The sequence below is a fragment of the Vibrio chanodichtyis genome (assembly GCF_028863985.1).
Classification (GTDB): Bacteria; Pseudomonadota; Gammaproteobacteria; order Enterobacterales; family Vibrionaceae; genus Vibrio; species Vibrio chanodichtyis.
In genome coordinates this window covers 90,968-108,595 of the sequence record NZ_JARBFT010000007.1, presented here as the reverse complement: position 1 = coordinate 108,595, position 17,628 = coordinate 90,968, and the positions used below count along the sequence as shown (strand labels likewise).

Genomic DNA, 17,628 nt, shown 5'->3' with positions numbered 1-17,628 from the left:
AGGTGATATTGATGAGCATACTGCGCCGACTAACATGGCTGGCCTTTCCTTTATTGAGCATGGCTGCGGGCGTGCAAGCCAGCACTGCGCCATCAAATACTGCGCAACTTGAACAGCGCTTTGCCAAACTCGGCCTGCAAGTGGTGCAGGTCAAACCGGCGGATATTGCCGGTTTACTCGAAGTGCAAACTTCTGGTGGGGTACTGTTTGCTTCTGAGGATGGTCAGCATTTTATTGCGGGCACGCTGTACGCGCTGGATGCTAACGGCGGCTATGTTGATGTGTTGGCGCAGCGTCAAGCTCCGCTGAATGCGCAAAAATTGGCAGCACTGCAACCGAGCATGCTGGAATTTAAAGCGGCCAATGAGCAATACGCGATCAGTGTGTTTACCGACATCTCTTGTGGTTACTGCGTGCGCTTGCACAGTCAAATCCAAGAGTACAACGATTTAGGTATTACCGTGCGCTACTTGGCTTATCCTCGCCAAGGGCCGACTGGACAAGTGGCTGAGCAAATGGCCGCGATTTGGTGCGCCAGCGATCCGAAAGCGGCGCTGCATGAGGCGAAAGTTAATCGTAAAACCATTAGCACTGATTCACTGGCCAAAGGTCAATCGCTCGCCCAGTGCCAACAAACCATTGCCCAGCATTACCGACTTGGCCAAGAGTTAGGTATTAGCGGCACACCAGCGATTTTCTTGCCTAATGGTGAGATGGTTGGCGGTTATCTGCCTGCGCCACAGTTGTTGCAACGTCTACAAGCCACTCAATAATCTGCTGTCATCCTTATTGACCATTAATTAAAGGATCAGGCCGAAGGTAACTTTGGCCTGTCATCACATGATAGAAATTCAACGTCGACCTGCGCCTGATCTTGCGCTGTTACCTGATCACATCGACCCACTGTTACGGCGGCTTTACCTGAGCCGTGGTGTAAGCGATGTAGCACAACTGGAAAAAGCCGCCAAAGCGCTGCACTCATTTAAACAACTGCACGGCATTGAGCGTGCGGTGGAGTTGCTGTTTGCCGCGATTGTCGAGCAAAAACGCATCATAGTGGTGGGCGATTTTGATGCCGATGGTGCGACCAGCTCGGCGTTGTCGGTGTTGGCGCTGCGGATGCTTGGCAGTCGTAATGTTGATTACTTAGTACCAAACCGCTTTGACGATGGCTACGGCTTAAGCCCAGAAGTGGTGGATCAAGCGCTGCAGCGTGGCGCACAGATGATCATGACGGTCGATAATGGGGTCTCTTCGCTAGAAGGGGTGAGTTACGCCAAACAGCAAGGCTTGCAAGTGTTGGTCACCGACCATCATTTACCGGGGCAACAGTTACCGCCGGTGGATGCAATGGTGAACCCTAATTTGCAGCAGTGTGCTTTTCCCTCTAAGGCATTAGCCGGAGTTGGGGTTGCGTTCTATTTGATGATGGCGCTGTGCGTGCATATGCGTCAGCAAGGTTGGTTTGCCGCACAAGGCATGGCTGAGCCTAAATTAATGGAATTGATTGATCTCGTCGCGCTCGGCACGGTAGCTGATGTGGTGCCACTGGATGACAATAACCGCATTTTGGTTCATCAAGGTTTGCAACGCATTCGCGCTGGGCTTGCGCGTCCGGGGATCCAAGCATTGATTGAAATCGCGAAACGTGATGCATCGCGTTTGGTGGCGGCTGATTTTGGTTTTGCGCTCGGGCCTCGGATCAACGCCGCTGGCCGTTTGGATGATATGTCGTTTGGGGTTGAGTTGCTGCTGTGTAACGATATCCACGCCGCAAGGCGCATGGCCAGTGAACTGGATAGCCTTAATCAAACTCGCAAAGATATTGAAGAGGGCATGAAGCAAGAGGCGGTGGCGTTTTGTGAGCGTTTGCAACTGAGTGACGATCGCGAGCTGCCTTACGGTTTAGTGCTGTTTCAGCGTGATTGGCACCAAGGGGTGATCGGCATTCTCGCTTCACGCATCAAAGAGAAATATCACCGTCCAGTGATTGCTTTTGCGCAAGGCAGTGATGGCAAACTGAAAGGCTCTTGCCGCTCAATTGCTGGGCTGCATATGCGCGATGCACTGGATAAAATTGACACCCAGCATCCCGGTATCATCGTTAAATTTGGTGGCCATGCGATGGCGGCGGGTTTAACCATTGAGCCGCAAAACTTTGAGCGTTTTTGTCAGCTGTTTGATCAACTGGTACGCCAAGAGCTGGATGATGCCGCTTTGAAAGGCATTATTCTCAGTGATGGTGAGCTGACACCGGAACAGTTTTCGCTACACACCGCTGAAATACTGCGCGCGGGCGGGCCGTGGGGGCAAGCGTTCCCTGAGCCACTGTTTGATGGCGAGTTTAAAGTGTTGCACCAAAAATTGGTTGGCGAGAAGCATCTCAAATTGATGTTAGAGCCACTGTATAAAGGCTTTGCCAGCAATGTGATGATCGATGGGATTGCGTTTAATGTTGATCTGCGCCGCTGGCCGGATGCCTCGGTCAAAACCGTTCGCTTAGCGTACAAACTCGATATCAATCAATTTCGTGGTAATCAGTCACTGCAATTGATGATCGATCATATCGAAGCCAAATAGATTCATCCGTTTGTGACTTGAAGCATCAGCGGCCTGTTGCCGCTGATCCACAACGCCAAATCATTGAGTTGCGGATACTCCCATTTTGCCATTTCTTTTTATGCCGTGGGCACTGACTGTCCACGCATTTTGCGCCGAGCAATATCCCCAAATCGCACTCTTGCGAGCAACAAATCCGCTGGTGTTGTCGTTTTCTAGCCCATTAATGCCCCGCTCGTGTGTTTTTTGTAACCGACTCGCTTAATTGTTTTACAGTCTCAATTAAATCTTGTTAGCAAAATGTTTTCTAGGTGGCATTTCCATGATTTGGGTCAACTTTTGGCTGGACAGTGATATTTTAATTATGTTAATTTCTGCAGCAACTTGAAATTGGTATGACCAATTGCCAGCAACAAGAATAAAAGTAGAAGAACAATAAATTATGGCCTATCAAAGGATTCGTCAGCCAAAACTCTCTGATGCGATTGAACAAGAATTGGAGAGATTGATAGTGGAAGGATCACTCTCGCCCGGTCAGCAACTGCCCCCGGAACGTGAGCTGGCCAAGCAGTTTGATGTGTCTCGTCCCTCAATCAGAGAAGCGATACAACGCCTAGAAGCCAAAGGTTTGCTCACCCGCCGCCAAGGTGGTGGTACGTTCGTTAGTGATCGTATGTGGCAAAGCTTTACCGACCCTTTGCTCAATTTATTGTCTAGCCACTCCGAAACGCAGTTAGATCTGTTGGAAGCGCGCCATGCGCTGGAAGGCATCTGCGCTTATTTTGCGGCATTGCGTGGTACCGAACAAGATTTTGCTCAGATCCAACACTGTGCGACTAAGATTGCCGAAACTCAACACGGCAACGATGTTGATCAACACAATGTCGATCAAGAAGCGGAATGTGTTATGGCATTTTTAATTGCCATTACTGAAGCGGCGCACAACGTGGTGCTATTACACATTGTGCGCAGTTTAAGCCCGCTGCTTGAGCAGAATATTCGTCAAAACTTTACATTATTACATCACCGCCCAGCAGCGGTAGAGAAAGTAACTAAGCACCGAGCTAACATTGTGAATGCGATTGTTTCTGGTCAGCCGGAAAAGGCGCGTGAAATGTCCCATTCTCATTTAGCTTATATTGAAGAAACGTTGTTGGACTTGACCCGAGAGCAGACTCGTCGAGAGCGATCTCTGCGTCGAATTCAGCAAGGTAATGCGCCGCAATAAGCGGCCATTGCGATTCAACTTAATCCAACCAACAGAAGGATAGATCGCCATGTCTGACATGAAGCATGACGTAGATGCACTGGAAACTCAGGAGTGGCTTGCTGCCCTTGAATCCGTTGTCCGTGAAGAAGGCGTAGAGCGTGCCCAATACCTGCTTGAGCAAGTATTAGAAAAAGCGCGTTTAGATGGGGTTGATATGCCAACCGGCGTGACCACCAACTACATCAACACCATTCCAGCGGCGCAAGAGCCTGCTTACCCAGGTGATACCACGCTCGAAGGTCGTATTCGTTCGATCATTCGCTGGAACGCGATCATGATCGTGCTGCGCGCCTCGAAAAAGGATTTGGAACTGGGGGGCCACATGGCTTCTTTCCAATCTTCCGCGGCGTTCTACGAGACCTGTTTCAACCACTTCTTCCGTGCGCCTAATGAGCAAGACGGTGGTGACTTGGTTTACTATCAAGGTCATATTTCTCCGGGGATCTATGCTCGCGCTTTCGTTGAAGGCCGCTTGAGCGAAGAGCAACTGGATAACTTCCGTCAGGAAGTGGATGGCAAAGGCATTCCTTCTTACCCACACCCGAAATTGATGCCTGAATTCTGGCAATTCCCAACCGTATCTATGGGTTTGGGACCAATTTCTGCGATTTATCAAGCGCGCTTCCTGAAGTATCTCAATGGCCGTGGCCTAAAAGACACCACCGCACAGCGTGTCTACGCTTTCCTTGGCGATGGTGAAATGGATGAGCCAGAATCACGCGGTGCGATCTCTTTCGCGGCCCGTGAGAAGCTGGATAACCTGTGTTTCCTGATCAACTGTAACCTGCAACGTCTGGATGGCCCAGTGACGGGTAACGGTAAGATCATCCAAGAGTTGGAAGGTCTGTTCCGTGGCGCAGGCTGGAACGTGGTTAAAGTGATCTGGGGTAACGGCTGGGACAAACTGCTGGCCAAAGACACCAGCGGTAAACTGCTGCAACTGATGAACGAAACGGTTGATGGCGATTACCAAACGCTCAAATCGAAAAATGGCGCGTACGTGCGTGAGCACTTCTTTGGTAAATACCCAGAGACAGCTGCGCTAGTGGCCGATATGACTGACGATGAGATCTTCGCACTGAAACGCGGTGGTCATGAAACATCGAAAGTGTACGCGGCGTACAAAAATGCCCAAGAGACCAAAGGTCGTCCAACGGTGATCCTAGCCAAAACGGTCAAAGGTTATGGCATGGGTGAAGCGGCGGAAGGTAAGAACATTGCCCACCAAGTGAAGAAGATGGATATGACCCATGTTCTGGCGATGCGCAACCGTCTTGGCTTGCAAGATCTGATTTCCGATGAAGAGATCAAAAACCTGCCTTACCTGAAGCTAGATGAAGGCTCAAAAGAGTACGAGTACCTGCACGCGCGTCGTAAAGCGCTGCATGGTTATACCCCTGCACGTCTGCCTAACTTCACTGGCGAATTCGTGGTGCCAGCGCTGGAAGAGTTTAAGCCGCTGCTCGAAGAGCAGAGCCGTGAAATTTCTTCAACTATGGCCTATGTCCGTTCGCTGAATATCCTGCTCAAAGATAAGAACATTGGTCAGAATATTGTGCCGATCATCGCTGATGAAGCGCGTACTTTTGGTATGGAAGGTCTGTTCCGTCAAATCGGTATCTACAACCCACACGGTCAGAACTACACCCCACAAGATCGCGATATTGTTTCTTACTATAAAGAAGCGACGTCAGGTCAGGTACTGCAAGAAGGTATCAATGAGCTGGGTGCGATGTCCTCTTGGGTTGCGGCGGCAACCTCATACAGCACCAACAACTTGCCGATGATCCCGTTCTACATCTACTACTCGATGTTCGGTTTCCAACGCGTTGGCGACATGGCATGGATGGCGGGCGACCAACAAGCGCGTGGCTTCCTATTGGGTGCGACAGCCGGCCGTACCACACTGAATGGTGAAGGTCTGCAGCATGAAGATGGTCATTCGCACATTCTGGCGGGTACCGTTCCTAACTGTATCTCTTACGATCCAACCTTCGCTTATGAAGTGGCGGTTATCCTACAAGACGGTATTCGCCGCATGTATGGTGAGCAAGAGAACGTGTTCTACTACCTGACGGTGATGAACGAAAGCTACGCTCATCCTGCGATGCCAGTGGGTGCTGAAGAGGGGATCCGTAAGGGGATCTATAAGCTGGAAAGCTATTCGTCTCAAGGAAAGGCGGGTGACAAAGCCAAAGTGCAACTGATGAGCTCAGGCACGATCATGAATGAAGTGCGTAAAGCCGCGCAAATTCTGAGTGCAGAGTACGGTGTTGCATCGGATGTTTACTCCGTGACCTCATTCAACGAATTGGCACGTGATGGCCAAGCGTGTGAGCGTTTCAACATGCTGCACCCTACCGCGGATGCGCAAGTGCCTTACATCGCACAAGTGATGGGTAGTGAACCTGCGATCGCAGCGACCGACTACATGAAGAACTACGCGGATCAAGTACGCGCATTCATTCCAGCTGAGTCTTACAAAGTGCTGGGAACCGATGGTTTCGGCCGCTCAGACAGCCGTGAAAATCTGCGTCGTCATTTCGAAGTGAATGCTGGCTACGTGGTTGTCGCAGCGCTGAATGAATTGGCTAAACGTGGTGACGTGGAGAAGTCTGTGGTTGCAGATGCCATCAAGAAATTCGACATCGACCCTGAAAAAACCAACCCGCAGTACGCTTAATTGAAGGAAGGAAACGTAATGACAATCGAAATTTATGTACCTGACATCGGTGCGGATGAGGTTGAAGTCACTGAGATTCTGGTCAAAGTTGGCGACCAAGTGGCGGAAGAACAATCGCTGATCACAGTGGAAGGCGACAAAGCATCGATGGAAGTGCCTGCTTCTCAAGCGGGCACCGTGAAAGAGATCAAAGTCGTGGCGGGTGACAAAGTGTCTACTGGCTCGCTGATCATGGTTTTTGAAGCAGAAGGTGCAGCAGCGGCTGCACCAACTCCTGCGCCTCAAGCAGAGGCCCCCGTGGCAGCCGCTCCAGCCGCCGCGGCACGCAAGGAAGTACAAGTACCAGACATTGGCGGTGATGAAGTTGAAGTGACTGAAATCATGGTCAAAGTGGGCGATGTGGTGGCCGAAGAGCAATCACTGATCACCGTTGAAGGTGATAAAGCGTCAATGGAAGTACCCGCGCCTTTTGCTGGCACTGTCACCGAGATCAAAATTGCCGCTGGCGACAAAGTCTCAACTGGCTCGCTGATCATGGTATTTGAAGTGGCGGGCGCAGCACCCGTCGCGGCTCCAGTAACGGCAGCTGCGACCCCAGTTGCTACTCCGGCCCCGGCTACTTCAGCACCAGCAGTAGCGCCAGTCGCTGCAGCAGCTCCGGCTGCCAGTGGTGAGTTTAAAGAAAACCATCAGTACTTACATGCCTCACCTGTAGTGCGTCGTTTAGCACGTGAGTTTGGGGTTAATCTTGAGCAAGTAAAAGGCTCTGGACGTAAGAACCGCATCTTAAAAGAAGATGTACAGCTTTACGTGAAAGAAGCGCTGAAACGTTTGGAATCTGGCGCGCAAGCGGCGGGTAAAGGTGACGGCTCGGCGCTCGGCTTACTGCCTTGGCCAAAAGTGGATTTCAGCAAGTTTGGTGATACCGAAGTGCAACCACTGTCGCGCATCAAGAAAATCTCTGGTGCTAACTTGCATCGTAACTGGGTGATGATCCCGCACGTAACCCAATGGGACAACGTGGATATCACCGAGTTAGAGAAATTCCGTCAAGAGCAAAATGCGATGGAAGCCAAGCGTGATACCGGAATGAAAATCACGCCATTAGTGTTCATCATGAAAGCAGCGGCGAAAGCGTTAGAAGCTTTCCCAGCGTTCAATGCTTCTTTGTCTGACGATGGCGAAAGCTTGATCCTGAAGAAATATGTCAATATCGGCATTGCGGTCGATACTCCGAATGGTTTGGTGGTTCCTGTGTTTAAAGATGTCAATAAGAAAGGCATCTACGAGCTATCGAAAGAGCTGGCGGAAGTTTCGAAGAAAGCGCGCGCTGGTAAACTGACGGCGGCGGATATGCAAGGTGGCTGCTTTACTATCTCTAGCCTCGGTGGCATTGGTGGTACTGCGTTTACGCCGATCGTTAACGCACCAGAAGTAGCGATCCTTGGCGTGTCTAAGTCGGAGATGAAGCCGGTGTGGAATGGCAAAGAGTTTGTGCCACGTCTGCAATTGCCACTGTCGCTGTCTTATGATCACCGCGTGATCGACGGTGCGGAAGGCGCTCGCTTTATCACTTACTTGAATGAGAGCCTGAGCGATATTCGTCGTTTGGTACTGTAAGCGAGTTTTCGGGTGGTGTAAGCCACCCGATCTATTGGTTCTCTCGCAATTTGACGCTGCAAGCTTGCTAGGTTGAATTGTTGTTTCGCTCACAGGCTACATGGATTGACTTTGCACACCATTAACATCTCGTTAAACTGTTACGGTCTGCAAGTCAGCGTGTTAGATGATTGGTTTGCCATTCTCGTTGCGGTAGGTTAAATCACACCACGAGAGATAACGCCCATCAGCCTGTTAGGGATATTGACTACAAGAGGTCGCAATGAGCAAAGAAATTAAAACCCAAGTTGTGGTGCTAGGTGCCGGTCCTGCCGGATATTCCGCCGCATTTCGTAGTGCAGATCTAGGTCTGGATACCATCATCATCGAACGTTACAACACGCTAGGTGGTGTGTGTCTTAACGTTGGTTGTATTCCTTCTAAAGCACTGCTGCACGTAGCCAAAGTGATTGAAGAAGCCAAAGCGTTGGCTGAGCACGGTATCGTATTTGGTGAGCCCAAAACAGACATTGATAAAGTTCGTCTGTGGAAAGAGAAGGTGATCACTCAGCTGACCGGCGGTCTGGCTGGAATGGCGAAAATGCGTAAAGTGAATGTCGTCAATGGTTACGGTAAATTCACTGGCCCGAACACCATTGAAGTGCAAGGCGAAGACGGCACCACTGTGGTGACTTTCGAGCACGCGATTGTGGCTGCAGGTTCTCGTCCTATCAAATTGCCATTCATTCCGCATGAAGATCCACGCATTTGGGATTCAACTGATGCGCTGGAATTGAAGCAAGTGCCGGGCAAACTGCTGATCATGGGCGGTGGTATCATCGGCCTAGAAATGGCAACCGTTTACCACTCACTCGGTTCTAAAATTGATGTGGTTGAGATGTTTGACCAACTTATCCCAGCGGCGGATAAGGATATGGTTAAAGTCTATACCAAACGCATCAAAGACAAATTCAACCTGATGTTAGAAACCAAAGTCACCGCGGTAGAAGCGAAAGAAGATGGGATCTACGTGTCAATGGAAGGTAAGAGTGCGCCAGCTCAGCCTGAGCGTTACGATGCAGTTCTGGTTGCGATTGGTCGTGTGCCAAACGGTAAACTGCTGGATGCTGAGAAAGCAGGTCTGGAAGTGGATGAGCGCGGCTTTATCCATGTGGATAAGCAAATGCGTACCAACGTTGCGCACATTTTCGCGATTGGTGACATCGTAGGTCAGCCTATGCTCGCCCACAAAGGGGTGCATGAAGGTCACGTTGCAGCCGAAGTGATCTCAGGGAAGAAGCACTACTTCGATCCTAAAGTGATCCCATCGATTGCTTATACTGAGCCAGAAGTGGCTTGGGTCGGTAAAACCGAAAAAGAAGCGAAAGCGGAAGGGATTAACTACGAAGTGGCGACTTTCCCGTGGGCTGCTTCTGGCCGTGCGATCGCTTCTGACTGTGCGGACGGCATGACTAAACTGATTTTCGATAAAGAGACTCACCGTGTGATCGGTGGTGCTATCGTCGGTACTAACGGTGGTGAGCTGCTGGGCGAAATCGGTCTAGCGATCGAAATGGGCTGTGATGCAGAAGATATTGCACTGACCATTCACGCCCACCCAACGCTGCATGAGTCAGTTGGTCTGGCAGCGGAAGTGTTTGAAGGTACGATTACTGACCTGCCAAACGCCAAAGCGAAAAAGAAAAAGTAATGTCTGATCTACGCGGTTAACTTTCCGCGTTTGATTGAAGAAACCGCTGCTGGCAGCGGTTTTTTTTCGTCTCCGCTTCCTGATTGGCGGCAAAGTAAGCAGTTAAAGCGAGATTTGAGCTGCTGACCGATTGTTTCTGGACTCTGTTCACACTTCCCGCTACAATCCGCCGCGGAGTTGACTGGGTAGTCGCTGCCTTATTGACGTCCCTTGGCCTTGTGTCAGGGAGACTGATAAGGGGGAGGAAAGTCCGGGCTCCAGAGAGCAGGGTGCCAGGTAACGCCTGGGGGGCGCAAGCCTACGACAAGTGCAACAGAGAGCAAACCGCCGATGGCCTCTCCTTCGGGATAGGATCAGGTAAGGGTGAAAGGGTGCGGTAAGAGCGCACCGTGCGACTGGCAACAGTTCGTAGCAGGGTAAACTCCACCCGGAGCAAGACCAAATAGGCCTCCACATAGCGTTGCTCGCGTTAGGAGGCGGGTAGGTTGCTTGAGCCAGTGAGTGATTGCTGGCCTAGAGGAATGGCTACTACCGCGCAAGCGGAACAGAACCCGGCTTATACGTCGACTCCACCTATTGCAGACCCATCATAGCCTTGTGTTATGGTGGGTTTTTTGCTTTTTGCTGACTCAGGTAACAGCAAAACCATTAAACTTAGCGCAAAGTCACGTCCTGTAACGCTTATAGTTAGCGGTAGTGTCTGAAATCAGTACACTATATGGCGGGTATGCCCAGCACAACGAGAAAATCATGACTGCATCTTTCCAACACATCTCTGTACTCCTTAACGAATCGATTGAAGGATTGGCGATCAAGCCGGATGGGATCTACATCGACGGTACCTTTGGCCGTGGTGGTCACAGCCGCAGCATTCTCGCCCAGTTAGGCCCACAAGGCCGTTTGTACAGTATCGACCGTGATCCACAAGCGATTGCCGAAGCGCAGAAAATCGATGATCCGCGTTTTACCATCGTCCATGGTCCTTTTTCTGGGATTGCAAAATACGCACAGCGTTATGATTTAGTTGGAAAAGTTGACGGCGTGCTGTTTGATTTAGGCGTGTCTTCGCCACAGTTGGATGATGCCGAGCGCGGTTTTAGCTTTATGAAAGATGGCCCGCTGGATATGCGTATGGATCCGACCAGTGGTATGCCGGTTTCTGCTTGGCTGGCACAAGCGGATCTGGATGATATTACTTGGGTGATCCGCGAGTTTGGCGAAGATAAACATGCGCGCAGAATTGCCAAAGCGATTGTCGAATACCGCCAAAATGAGCTTAATGAGCCGTTAACCCGCACCGGTCAATTAGCCAAGCTGATCTCCGAAGCGGCACCAAAAAGTTTTAAAGAGAAAAAACATCCGGCCACCCGCGCTTTTCAAGCTTTTCGGATCTACATCAACAGTGAATTAGAAGAGATTGATACCGCGCTGCGTGGTGCGAGTGAAATTCTGGCTCCGCAAGGGCGTTTGTCCGTGATCAGTTTCCATTCGTTGGAAGATCGCATGGTGAAGCGCTTTATGCGTAAAGAGAGCCAAGGTCCAGTAGTACCCCATGGTTTGCCACTGACTCAAGTGCAGATCCAGGCCCTCGGTAGCGCCAAGATGAAAACCGTCGGTAAAGCGCTCAAACCAACCGATCAAGAAGTTGAACTTAACCCGCGTTCACGCAGTTCTGTGCTGCGCGTGGCGGAAAAGCTGTAGCAGGTTGCTATGCCTCGTCAGTCACCGCCGAATTTGGCTAAATTAATTGCCCTCGACCTACTCACCGTAGGTCGGCTGCCTTTATTGTTGCTGCTGCTGATTTTTAGCTGCGCGATGGCGGTGGTATTTATGACTCATCAGGCCAGACAAGCGATCAGCGCTAAAGACCAAGCGTTTATGGAGCGTGAACGGCTTGATAATGAGTGGCGCAATTTGATTTTGGAAGAAACTGCTCTATCGGAACATAGCCGAGTGCAACAATTGGCGAGACAAGATCTGCAGATGCAGCGTCCAGACTCAGAAACCGAAGTCGTGATCAATCTTAAATGAACAACAAAACTGCCCGAGCCAAATCAGCCAAAGTCTCGCCTAAAGTGAGCTCTACTCAGCCTGAGCCAGTTTTTATCCGCTGGCGCTTTTATCTGCTACTGTTTTTTGTGTTGATCGCTTTCTGTGCCTTGGTGGCACGGGTGGCGTATATCCAGATCATTGAGCCTGATAATCTGATCCGCGAAGGGGATTTACGCTCAATTCGCGCCAAAACCTTACCTTCCGCGCGCGGTATTATTTCCGATCGTAATGGCGAAGCATTAGCGGTGAGCGTGCCAGTGGAAGCGGTATGGGCCGATCCGGTCGACATCTATAAAAAAGGTGGCTTGGTCGATAAAAAACCGTGGCATGCCTTGGCTGATGTGCTCGGATTAGATCGACAAGAGATGATCAAAAAAATTGAGGATAACCGCACGCGACGTTTTATTTATTTGCAGCGCCAAGTCAGCCCCGCGATGGCTAACTATATTCGTGAACTGAAATTGACCGGAATTGGCCTTAAAGAAGAGTCTCGGCGTTATTATCCAGCCGGTGAAGTGAGTGCTCATCTAGTTGGAGTGACAGGGATTGATGGTGCCGGGCTTGAGGGGATCGAGCGCAGCTACAACAACACTTTGACCGGCGAGTCAGGCAAGAGCGTGATCCGCAAAGATAAAGATGGTCGGGTGGTAGAAAATATTGCGCTAGAAGAGCGCGAGCAGGGCAAGCCGTTACAATTGACCATCGATCAGCGCTTACAAGCGATCGCTTTTCGTGCCGTCAAGCAGGCGATGGTTGATTATCGTGCCACCTCGGCATCGGCGGTGATGTTGGATGTCAAAACTGGCGCGGTATTGGCGATGGTTAATGCACCATCTTATAACCCCAATAATCGTAATGACTGGCAAAGTTTTAAAATGCGTAATCGGGTGATCACCGATGCCTTTGAACCTGGCTCGACGGTTAAGCCTTTTGTGGTGCTGGCGGCGTTGGCCAATGGCATCGCCGATAAAAATACCGTGATTGATACCGGTGATGGCACCATGCAAATTGGTGGCAGTCGAGTGCGTGATACTTCTAAAGTGGGGAAAGCTGACTTAACCCTAATTTTGAAAAAATCGAGCAATATCGGCGTGGCGAAATTAGCCTTAGAGATGCCGCTGGAAGCTTTGCTTGGTATGTACAGTTCGGTCGGACTAGGCGAAATGTCTAGCTTGAATTTGGTTGGTGAAACGGCGGGGATTTTCCCCAATCGCCGCCGCTGGTCTCCGTTTGAAATTGCCACCTTATCGTTTGGTTATGGACTGGCGATCACTCCAATCCAACTTGCCCACGCCTATGCCACGTTGGGTAATCATGGCAAATATCAGCCAATCCACATTATTAAAGGCGATCAGCCTGCTCCTGCGCTCCAAGTGGTGGAGCCTAAATACGTCAAGCAAGTGCTAGAAATGTTGGAAACCGTTACCCAACCGGGAGGCACTGCTACTCGCGCTGCCGTACCGGGTTATCGGATTGCAGCCAAATCGGGCACTTCGCGTAAAGCGATTGCGGGCGGATATAGTGATGAATATTTTGCCTATACCGCTGGTGTCGCTCCGGTGAGTAATCCCAGAATTTCGTTGGTGGTGATGGTTAATGAGCCGCAGGGCGATTCTTATTATGGCGGTGCGGTGGCGGGGCCGGTTTTTTCCGAAATTATGAAAGGTGCGTTACAGATCCTCAATGTCGCGCCGGATGAAAACCGCTTCCAAGCCAGATAGTTTGATTATCTTTTGGCTAGATTCCTAAAGCAGAAACACCTCAAATTGGCCGCGTTGTGTCGAGCTCGCGGTCCGAATAAAGCATAGTGTGAGAGGGAACATGAACACGCATAAAGCGCTCTTTGAACTGCTCGCTCCTTGGTTAGAGCTGAGCGACGTACATTTGGCGGCACAGCCCATCACTCATTTAGAGCTGGATAGCCGCCAGATCAAAGCGGGTGATACGTTTGTCGCGATTCAAGGCCATGCCGTTGATGGTCGGCATTATATTCAGCAAGCTATCGCGCAAGGTGCCGCGTTGGTATTGGCTGAGGCGGATGCCAAGCATGCCCACGGTCAGATTGAATATTGCCAGCAAGTGGCCGTGATCTACTTGGCTGAGCTTGGTTTGCACTTATCTGAGTTGGCTGGGCGTTTGTATGGCGGTCATCACAATCAATTGATTGCGGTGACGGGTACCAATGGCAAAACCACCATTAGCCAATTGATTGCGCAGTGGCTTGAGTTATTAGGCCATCAAGCGGCGGTGATGGGCACCACCGGCAATGGTTTTTTAAATGCACTTGAACCAGCGGCGAATACCACGGGTAATGCATTACAAATTCAAGCCAGTCTGCGCGATTTCGCCGAGCGCGGCGCGCAGTACACCGTACTGGAAACCTCTTCGCACGGCTTAGTGCAAGGGCGAGTCAAACAGCTTAATTTTGTTGCCGGGGTATTTTCTAATCTCACTCGTGACCATCTTGATTACCACGGCACTATGGAGGCTTACGCGCAAGCGAAATTCTCTCTATTTAGTGAGCATGCTTGCCAACGTTCTATCATCAATGTCGATGATGCAGTGGGTGCGCAATGGGTCAAACAGTTACCCGATGCGATTGGGGTTTCGTTGCTAGCACAACCAAGCACCGCGCAAGGGATTTGGGCGCGCCAAGTGCAATACACCGAAAGCGGTATCACGCTCAATTTTGAGAGTAGTTGGGGCGAGGGCGAATTGCACGCTCCGCTCATCGGTGAGTTTAATGCGTGTAATGTCTTGCTCGCTCTGGCGACCTTGCTCAGCTTAGGTTTTGACAAAAGTGCTTTGCTGGCAAGCGCGCCACAGCTGCGCCCCGTCTTAGGCCGCATGGAACTGTTTCAACGTGCGCAGCGCGCTAAAATCGTGGTCGATTATGCCCATACACCGGATGCATTAGAAAAAGCGCTACGTGCTTTGCGCGTGCATTGTGCCGGACAATTGTGGGTGATTGTTGGCTGTGGCGGCGATCGCGACCGTGGTAAACGGCCATTGATGGCGGCGATGGCTGAGCAGTTTGCCGATCGAGTGATCCTCACCGATGACAATCCACGCAGTGAAGCACCACAAGCGATTGTGGCCGATATGCTGGCTGGACTTGCTCACCCTGAACTCGCTCATATTGAACATCACCGTTTTCAAGCGGCGAGTTATGCGCTGCAACAGGCCAGTGCGCAAGACATAATTCTGCTCGCGGGCAAAGGCCATGAAGATTATCAGGTGCTGGCTCAGCAAACGATCCACTATTCAGATCGGGAAACCGCGCAACAGTTATTGGAGTTACCATTATGATCCGCGTGATGCTTTCACAGCTCTGCACTCTCCTTAATGCGCGCCTAGTTGGCGAAGATCGCGCGATCAGCGCGGTCTCGACCGATAGCCGCAACATTCCAGCTCAAGCGCTATTTGTCGCTTTGGTTGGCGAGCGTTTTGATGCGCACGATTTTGCCGCTCAAGCGGTGACCGGCGGCGCGGTTGCCTTACTGGTTGAGCGTGAGCTAGCGAGTGAGTGCTCGCAACTGGTAGTTGCGGATACCAAACAAGCGTTAGGTCAACTGGCGGCTTGGGTACATGCACAATGTCATACCCCCACCGTGGCGATCACTGGTAGTTGCGGCAAAACCACGGTTAAAGAGATGGTCGCGAGCATTTTAAGTGCCAAAGGCCAAGTGCTGTATACCCAAGGTAATTTTAATAATGATATTGGTGTGCCGCTCACTTTGCTGCGCTCAACCGAAGCGGATGATTATGCGGTGATTGAGCTGGGAGCCAATCATGTGGGGGAAATTGCTTACACTACTAGATTGGTTAAGCCGGATGTGGCATTGGTCAATAATGTCGCGGCGGCACACCTGCAAGGTTTTGGCTCTATTGATGGGGTTAAACGTGCCAAAGGTGAAATTTATCAAGGTTTAGCCGCCGGTGGGGTCGCGATTGTCAATCGAGATAGCCAAGGTGGCGAGTACTGGAACGATGTATTAGCCGATAAACAAGTGACAACTTTTTCTATGGTCGATCACAGCGCTGACTTTTATCCACGTGATGTGCGGTTAAATGCGCACGGAGTGGCTAGTTTTAGTTTAGTGACGCCACAAGGCGCGGTTGATGTCGAGCTTGGCATTATTGGTCAACACAATGTGGCTAATGCACTGGCCGCCGCTGCGTTAGCACAACAGATGGGCGCGAGCTTGACCGAAATTGCTCAAGGCTTAGCGGAGCTTGCCCAAGTCAAAGGTCGGGTTGATCTCACACAACTGCGCGGCGATATTCGCTTGATTGATGACAGCTACAACGCCAGTGTGCCGGCGATGCAAGCGGCGATTAATCTGCTCGCTAGCTTTTCGGCAGTGCGCTGGTTAATTTTGGGCAATATGGCGGAGTTAGGTGACGAAAGCCTTGCACTTCACCAACAAGTCGGTGAACATGCTGCACCCTTTGGTTTTGAGTTTGTCCTGACTTATGGTCAGGATGCAAAAGTGATCAGTGATCGGTGCCAAGGCCATCACTTTGCTACCCATCAAGACCTACTAGCATTTATTGAGCAACATATAGAACAACAACAGGGCCGCGCTCAAGTGCTGTTGGTTAAAGGTGCCAACAGTGCCGGAATGAGTAAGATTGCGGCTGCTCTTAAGGAGAAATTTGCATGATTATTTGGCTTGCTGAACTGCTCCAGCCATATTTTTCTTTTTTTCGTCTATTTGAATATCTGTCATTTCGCGCGATTGTCAGCATTTTAACCTCATTGGCGATTTCCTTGTGGATGGGACCGCGTCTGATTAAGCGTTTGCAGTTGCTGCAAATTGGTCAAGTGGTTCGCAGTGAAGGACCAGAATCGCATTTTAGTAAACGCGGTACCCCAACCATGGGCGGCGTCATGATCCTTGCTGCGATTGTGATCACCGTGTTGCTGTGGGCCGATCTCTCCAATCCTTATGTCTGGGCGGTACTCACGGTATTGCTCGGTTACGGTGCGGTCGGTTTTGTGGATGATTACCGTAAAGTGGTGCGCAAGAATACTGATGGCTTAGTTGCTCGCTGGAAATATTTCTGGCAATCAACCATTGCGTTAGTGGTGGCGTTTGCGCTGTATGTACATGGCCAAGATACTGCGGCCACTCAACTGGTGGTGCCTTTCTTTAAAGAGGTGATGCCCCAGCTCGGTTTAATGTACATCGTGCTGACCTATTTTGTGATTGTTGGCACCAGTAATGCGGTGAACTTGACCGATGGTTTGGATGGTTTAGCGATCATGCCAACCGTATTAGTGGCGGCTGGATTTGCGGTGATTGCTTGGGCGACTGGTAATGTCAATTTTGCTAATTATCTACACATCCCTTACATCCCGCACAGTTCGGAATTGGTGGTAGTGTGTACCGCGATGGTCGGTGCTGGGCTAGGCTTTTTATGGTTTAACACCTATCCGGCGCAAGTGTTTATGGGCGATGTCGGCGCATTAGCATTAGGCGGTGCATTAGGCACGATCGCGGTATTGGTGCGTCAAGAATTTGTGCTGGTGATCATGGGCGGCGTGTTTGTTATGGAAACCCTCTCGGTGATTTTACAGGTTGGTTCGTACAAACTGCGCGGGCAGCGTATCTTTCGCATGGCGCCTATCCACCATCACTACGAATTAAAAGGCTGGCCTGAGCCGCGCGTGATCGTGCGTTTTTGGATTATTTCGATTGTGTTGGTATTGATTGGCTTAGCGACCCTCAAGGTTCGCTAAACTGGCTT

Annotated in this window: 11 protein-coding genes, 1 other RNA gene and 1 pseudogene; all 13 read left to right on the top strand. The window is 50.7% G+C overall.

Translation table 11 applies throughout. From position 1 onward, the window contains the following. Positions 1-11: 11 nt before the first annotated feature. The 13 genes and pseudogenes from dsbC (at position 12) to mraY (ending at position 17,620) form a co-directional block, all read left to right on the top strand. Positions 12-773, top strand: coding sequence for a bifunctional protein-disulfide isomerase/oxidoreductase DsbC (gene dsbC, locus PUN32_RS09205; RefSeq protein ID WP_274722831.1), 762 nt, complete (start codon positions 12-14; stop codon positions 771-773). A 67-nt stretch (positions 774-840) separates the two neighbouring features. After that, positions 841-2,580, top strand: a complete 1,740-nt coding sequence (gene recJ / locus PUN32_RS09200; protein WP_274722830.1) for a single-stranded-DNA-specific exonuclease RecJ — start codon at positions 841-843, stop codon at positions 2,578-2,580. 421 nt (positions 2,581-3,001) lie between these two features. Then, on the top strand, positions 3,002-3,787 hold the full coding sequence (gene pdhR, locus PUN32_RS09195; RefSeq protein WP_274722829.1) for a pyruvate dehydrogenase complex transcriptional repressor PdhR: 786 nt from the start codon (positions 3,002-3,004) through the stop codon (positions 3,785-3,787). 49 nt (positions 3,788-3,836) lie between these two features. Next, positions 3,837-6,512 (top strand): pyruvate dehydrogenase (acetyl-transferring), homodimeric type, encoded by a 2,676-nt coding sequence (gene aceE, locus PUN32_RS09190; protein WP_274722828.1) that lies wholly within the window; start codon positions 3,837-3,839, stop codon positions 6,510-6,512. 27 nt (positions 6,513-6,539) lie between these two features. Then, positions 6,540-8,132 (top strand): annotated as a pseudogene (gene aceF / locus PUN32_RS09185) (pyruvate dehydrogenase complex dihydrolipoyllysine-residue acetyltransferase); the annotation flags it as partial. Between the two features lie 262 nt (positions 8,133-8,394). Further along, positions 8,395-9,822 carry a dihydrolipoyl dehydrogenase gene (gene lpdA, locus PUN32_RS09180; protein ID WP_274722826.1) on the top strand — a complete coding sequence of 476 codons (1,428 nt, stop codon included), beginning with the start codon at positions 8,395-8,397 and terminating at the stop codon, positions 9,820-9,822. A gap of 173 nt (positions 9,823-9,995) precedes the next feature. Continuing rightward, positions 9,996-10,397, top strand: an RNA gene (rnpB, locus tag PUN32_RS09175) — RNase P RNA component class A. Between the two features lie 175 nt (positions 10,398-10,572). Continuing rightward, entirely contained in the window at positions 10,573-11,523 is a 951-nt protein-coding gene (gene rsmH / locus PUN32_RS09170; protein ID WP_274722825.1) for a 16S rRNA (cytosine(1402)-N(4))-methyltransferase RsmH, read from the top strand. A 9-nt stretch (positions 11,524-11,532) separates the two neighbouring features. Next, positions 11,533-11,853 (top strand): cell division protein FtsL, encoded by a 321-nt coding sequence (gene ftsL, locus PUN32_RS09165; protein WP_274722824.1) that lies wholly within the window; start codon positions 11,533-11,535, stop codon positions 11,851-11,853. Next, the gene (locus PUN32_RS09160; protein ID WP_274722822.1) at positions 11,850-13,595 is read left to right on the top strand and encodes a penicillin-binding transpeptidase domain-containing protein; all 1,746 of its coding nucleotides are present in this window, start codon (positions 11,850-11,852) and stop codon (positions 13,593-13,595) included. The genes ftsL and PUN32_RS09160 overlap by 4 nt, the downstream gene beginning before the upstream one ends. Before the next feature lie 100 nt (positions 13,596-13,695). Then, positions 13,696-15,183, top strand: a complete 1,488-nt coding sequence (gene murE / locus PUN32_RS09155; protein WP_274722821.1) for a UDP-N-acetylmuramoyl-L-alanyl-D-glutamate--2,6-diaminopimelate ligase — start codon at positions 13,696-13,698, stop codon at positions 15,181-15,183. Next, entirely contained in the window at positions 15,180-16,541 is a 1,362-nt protein-coding gene (locus PUN32_RS09150) for a UDP-N-acetylmuramoyl-tripeptide--D-alanyl-D-alanine ligase (RefSeq protein ID WP_274722820.1), read from the top strand. Before murE ends, PUN32_RS09150 begins: the two co-directional genes overlap by 4 nt. Further along, the gene (gene mraY, locus PUN32_RS09145; RefSeq protein ID WP_274722819.1) at positions 16,538-17,620 is read left to right on the top strand and encodes a phospho-N-acetylmuramoyl-pentapeptide-transferase; all 1,083 of its coding nucleotides are present in this window, start codon (positions 16,538-16,540) and stop codon (positions 17,618-17,620) included. The genes PUN32_RS09150 and mraY overlap by 4 nt, the downstream gene beginning before the upstream one ends. The last annotated feature ends 8 nt before the right edge of the window (positions 17,621-17,628 follow it).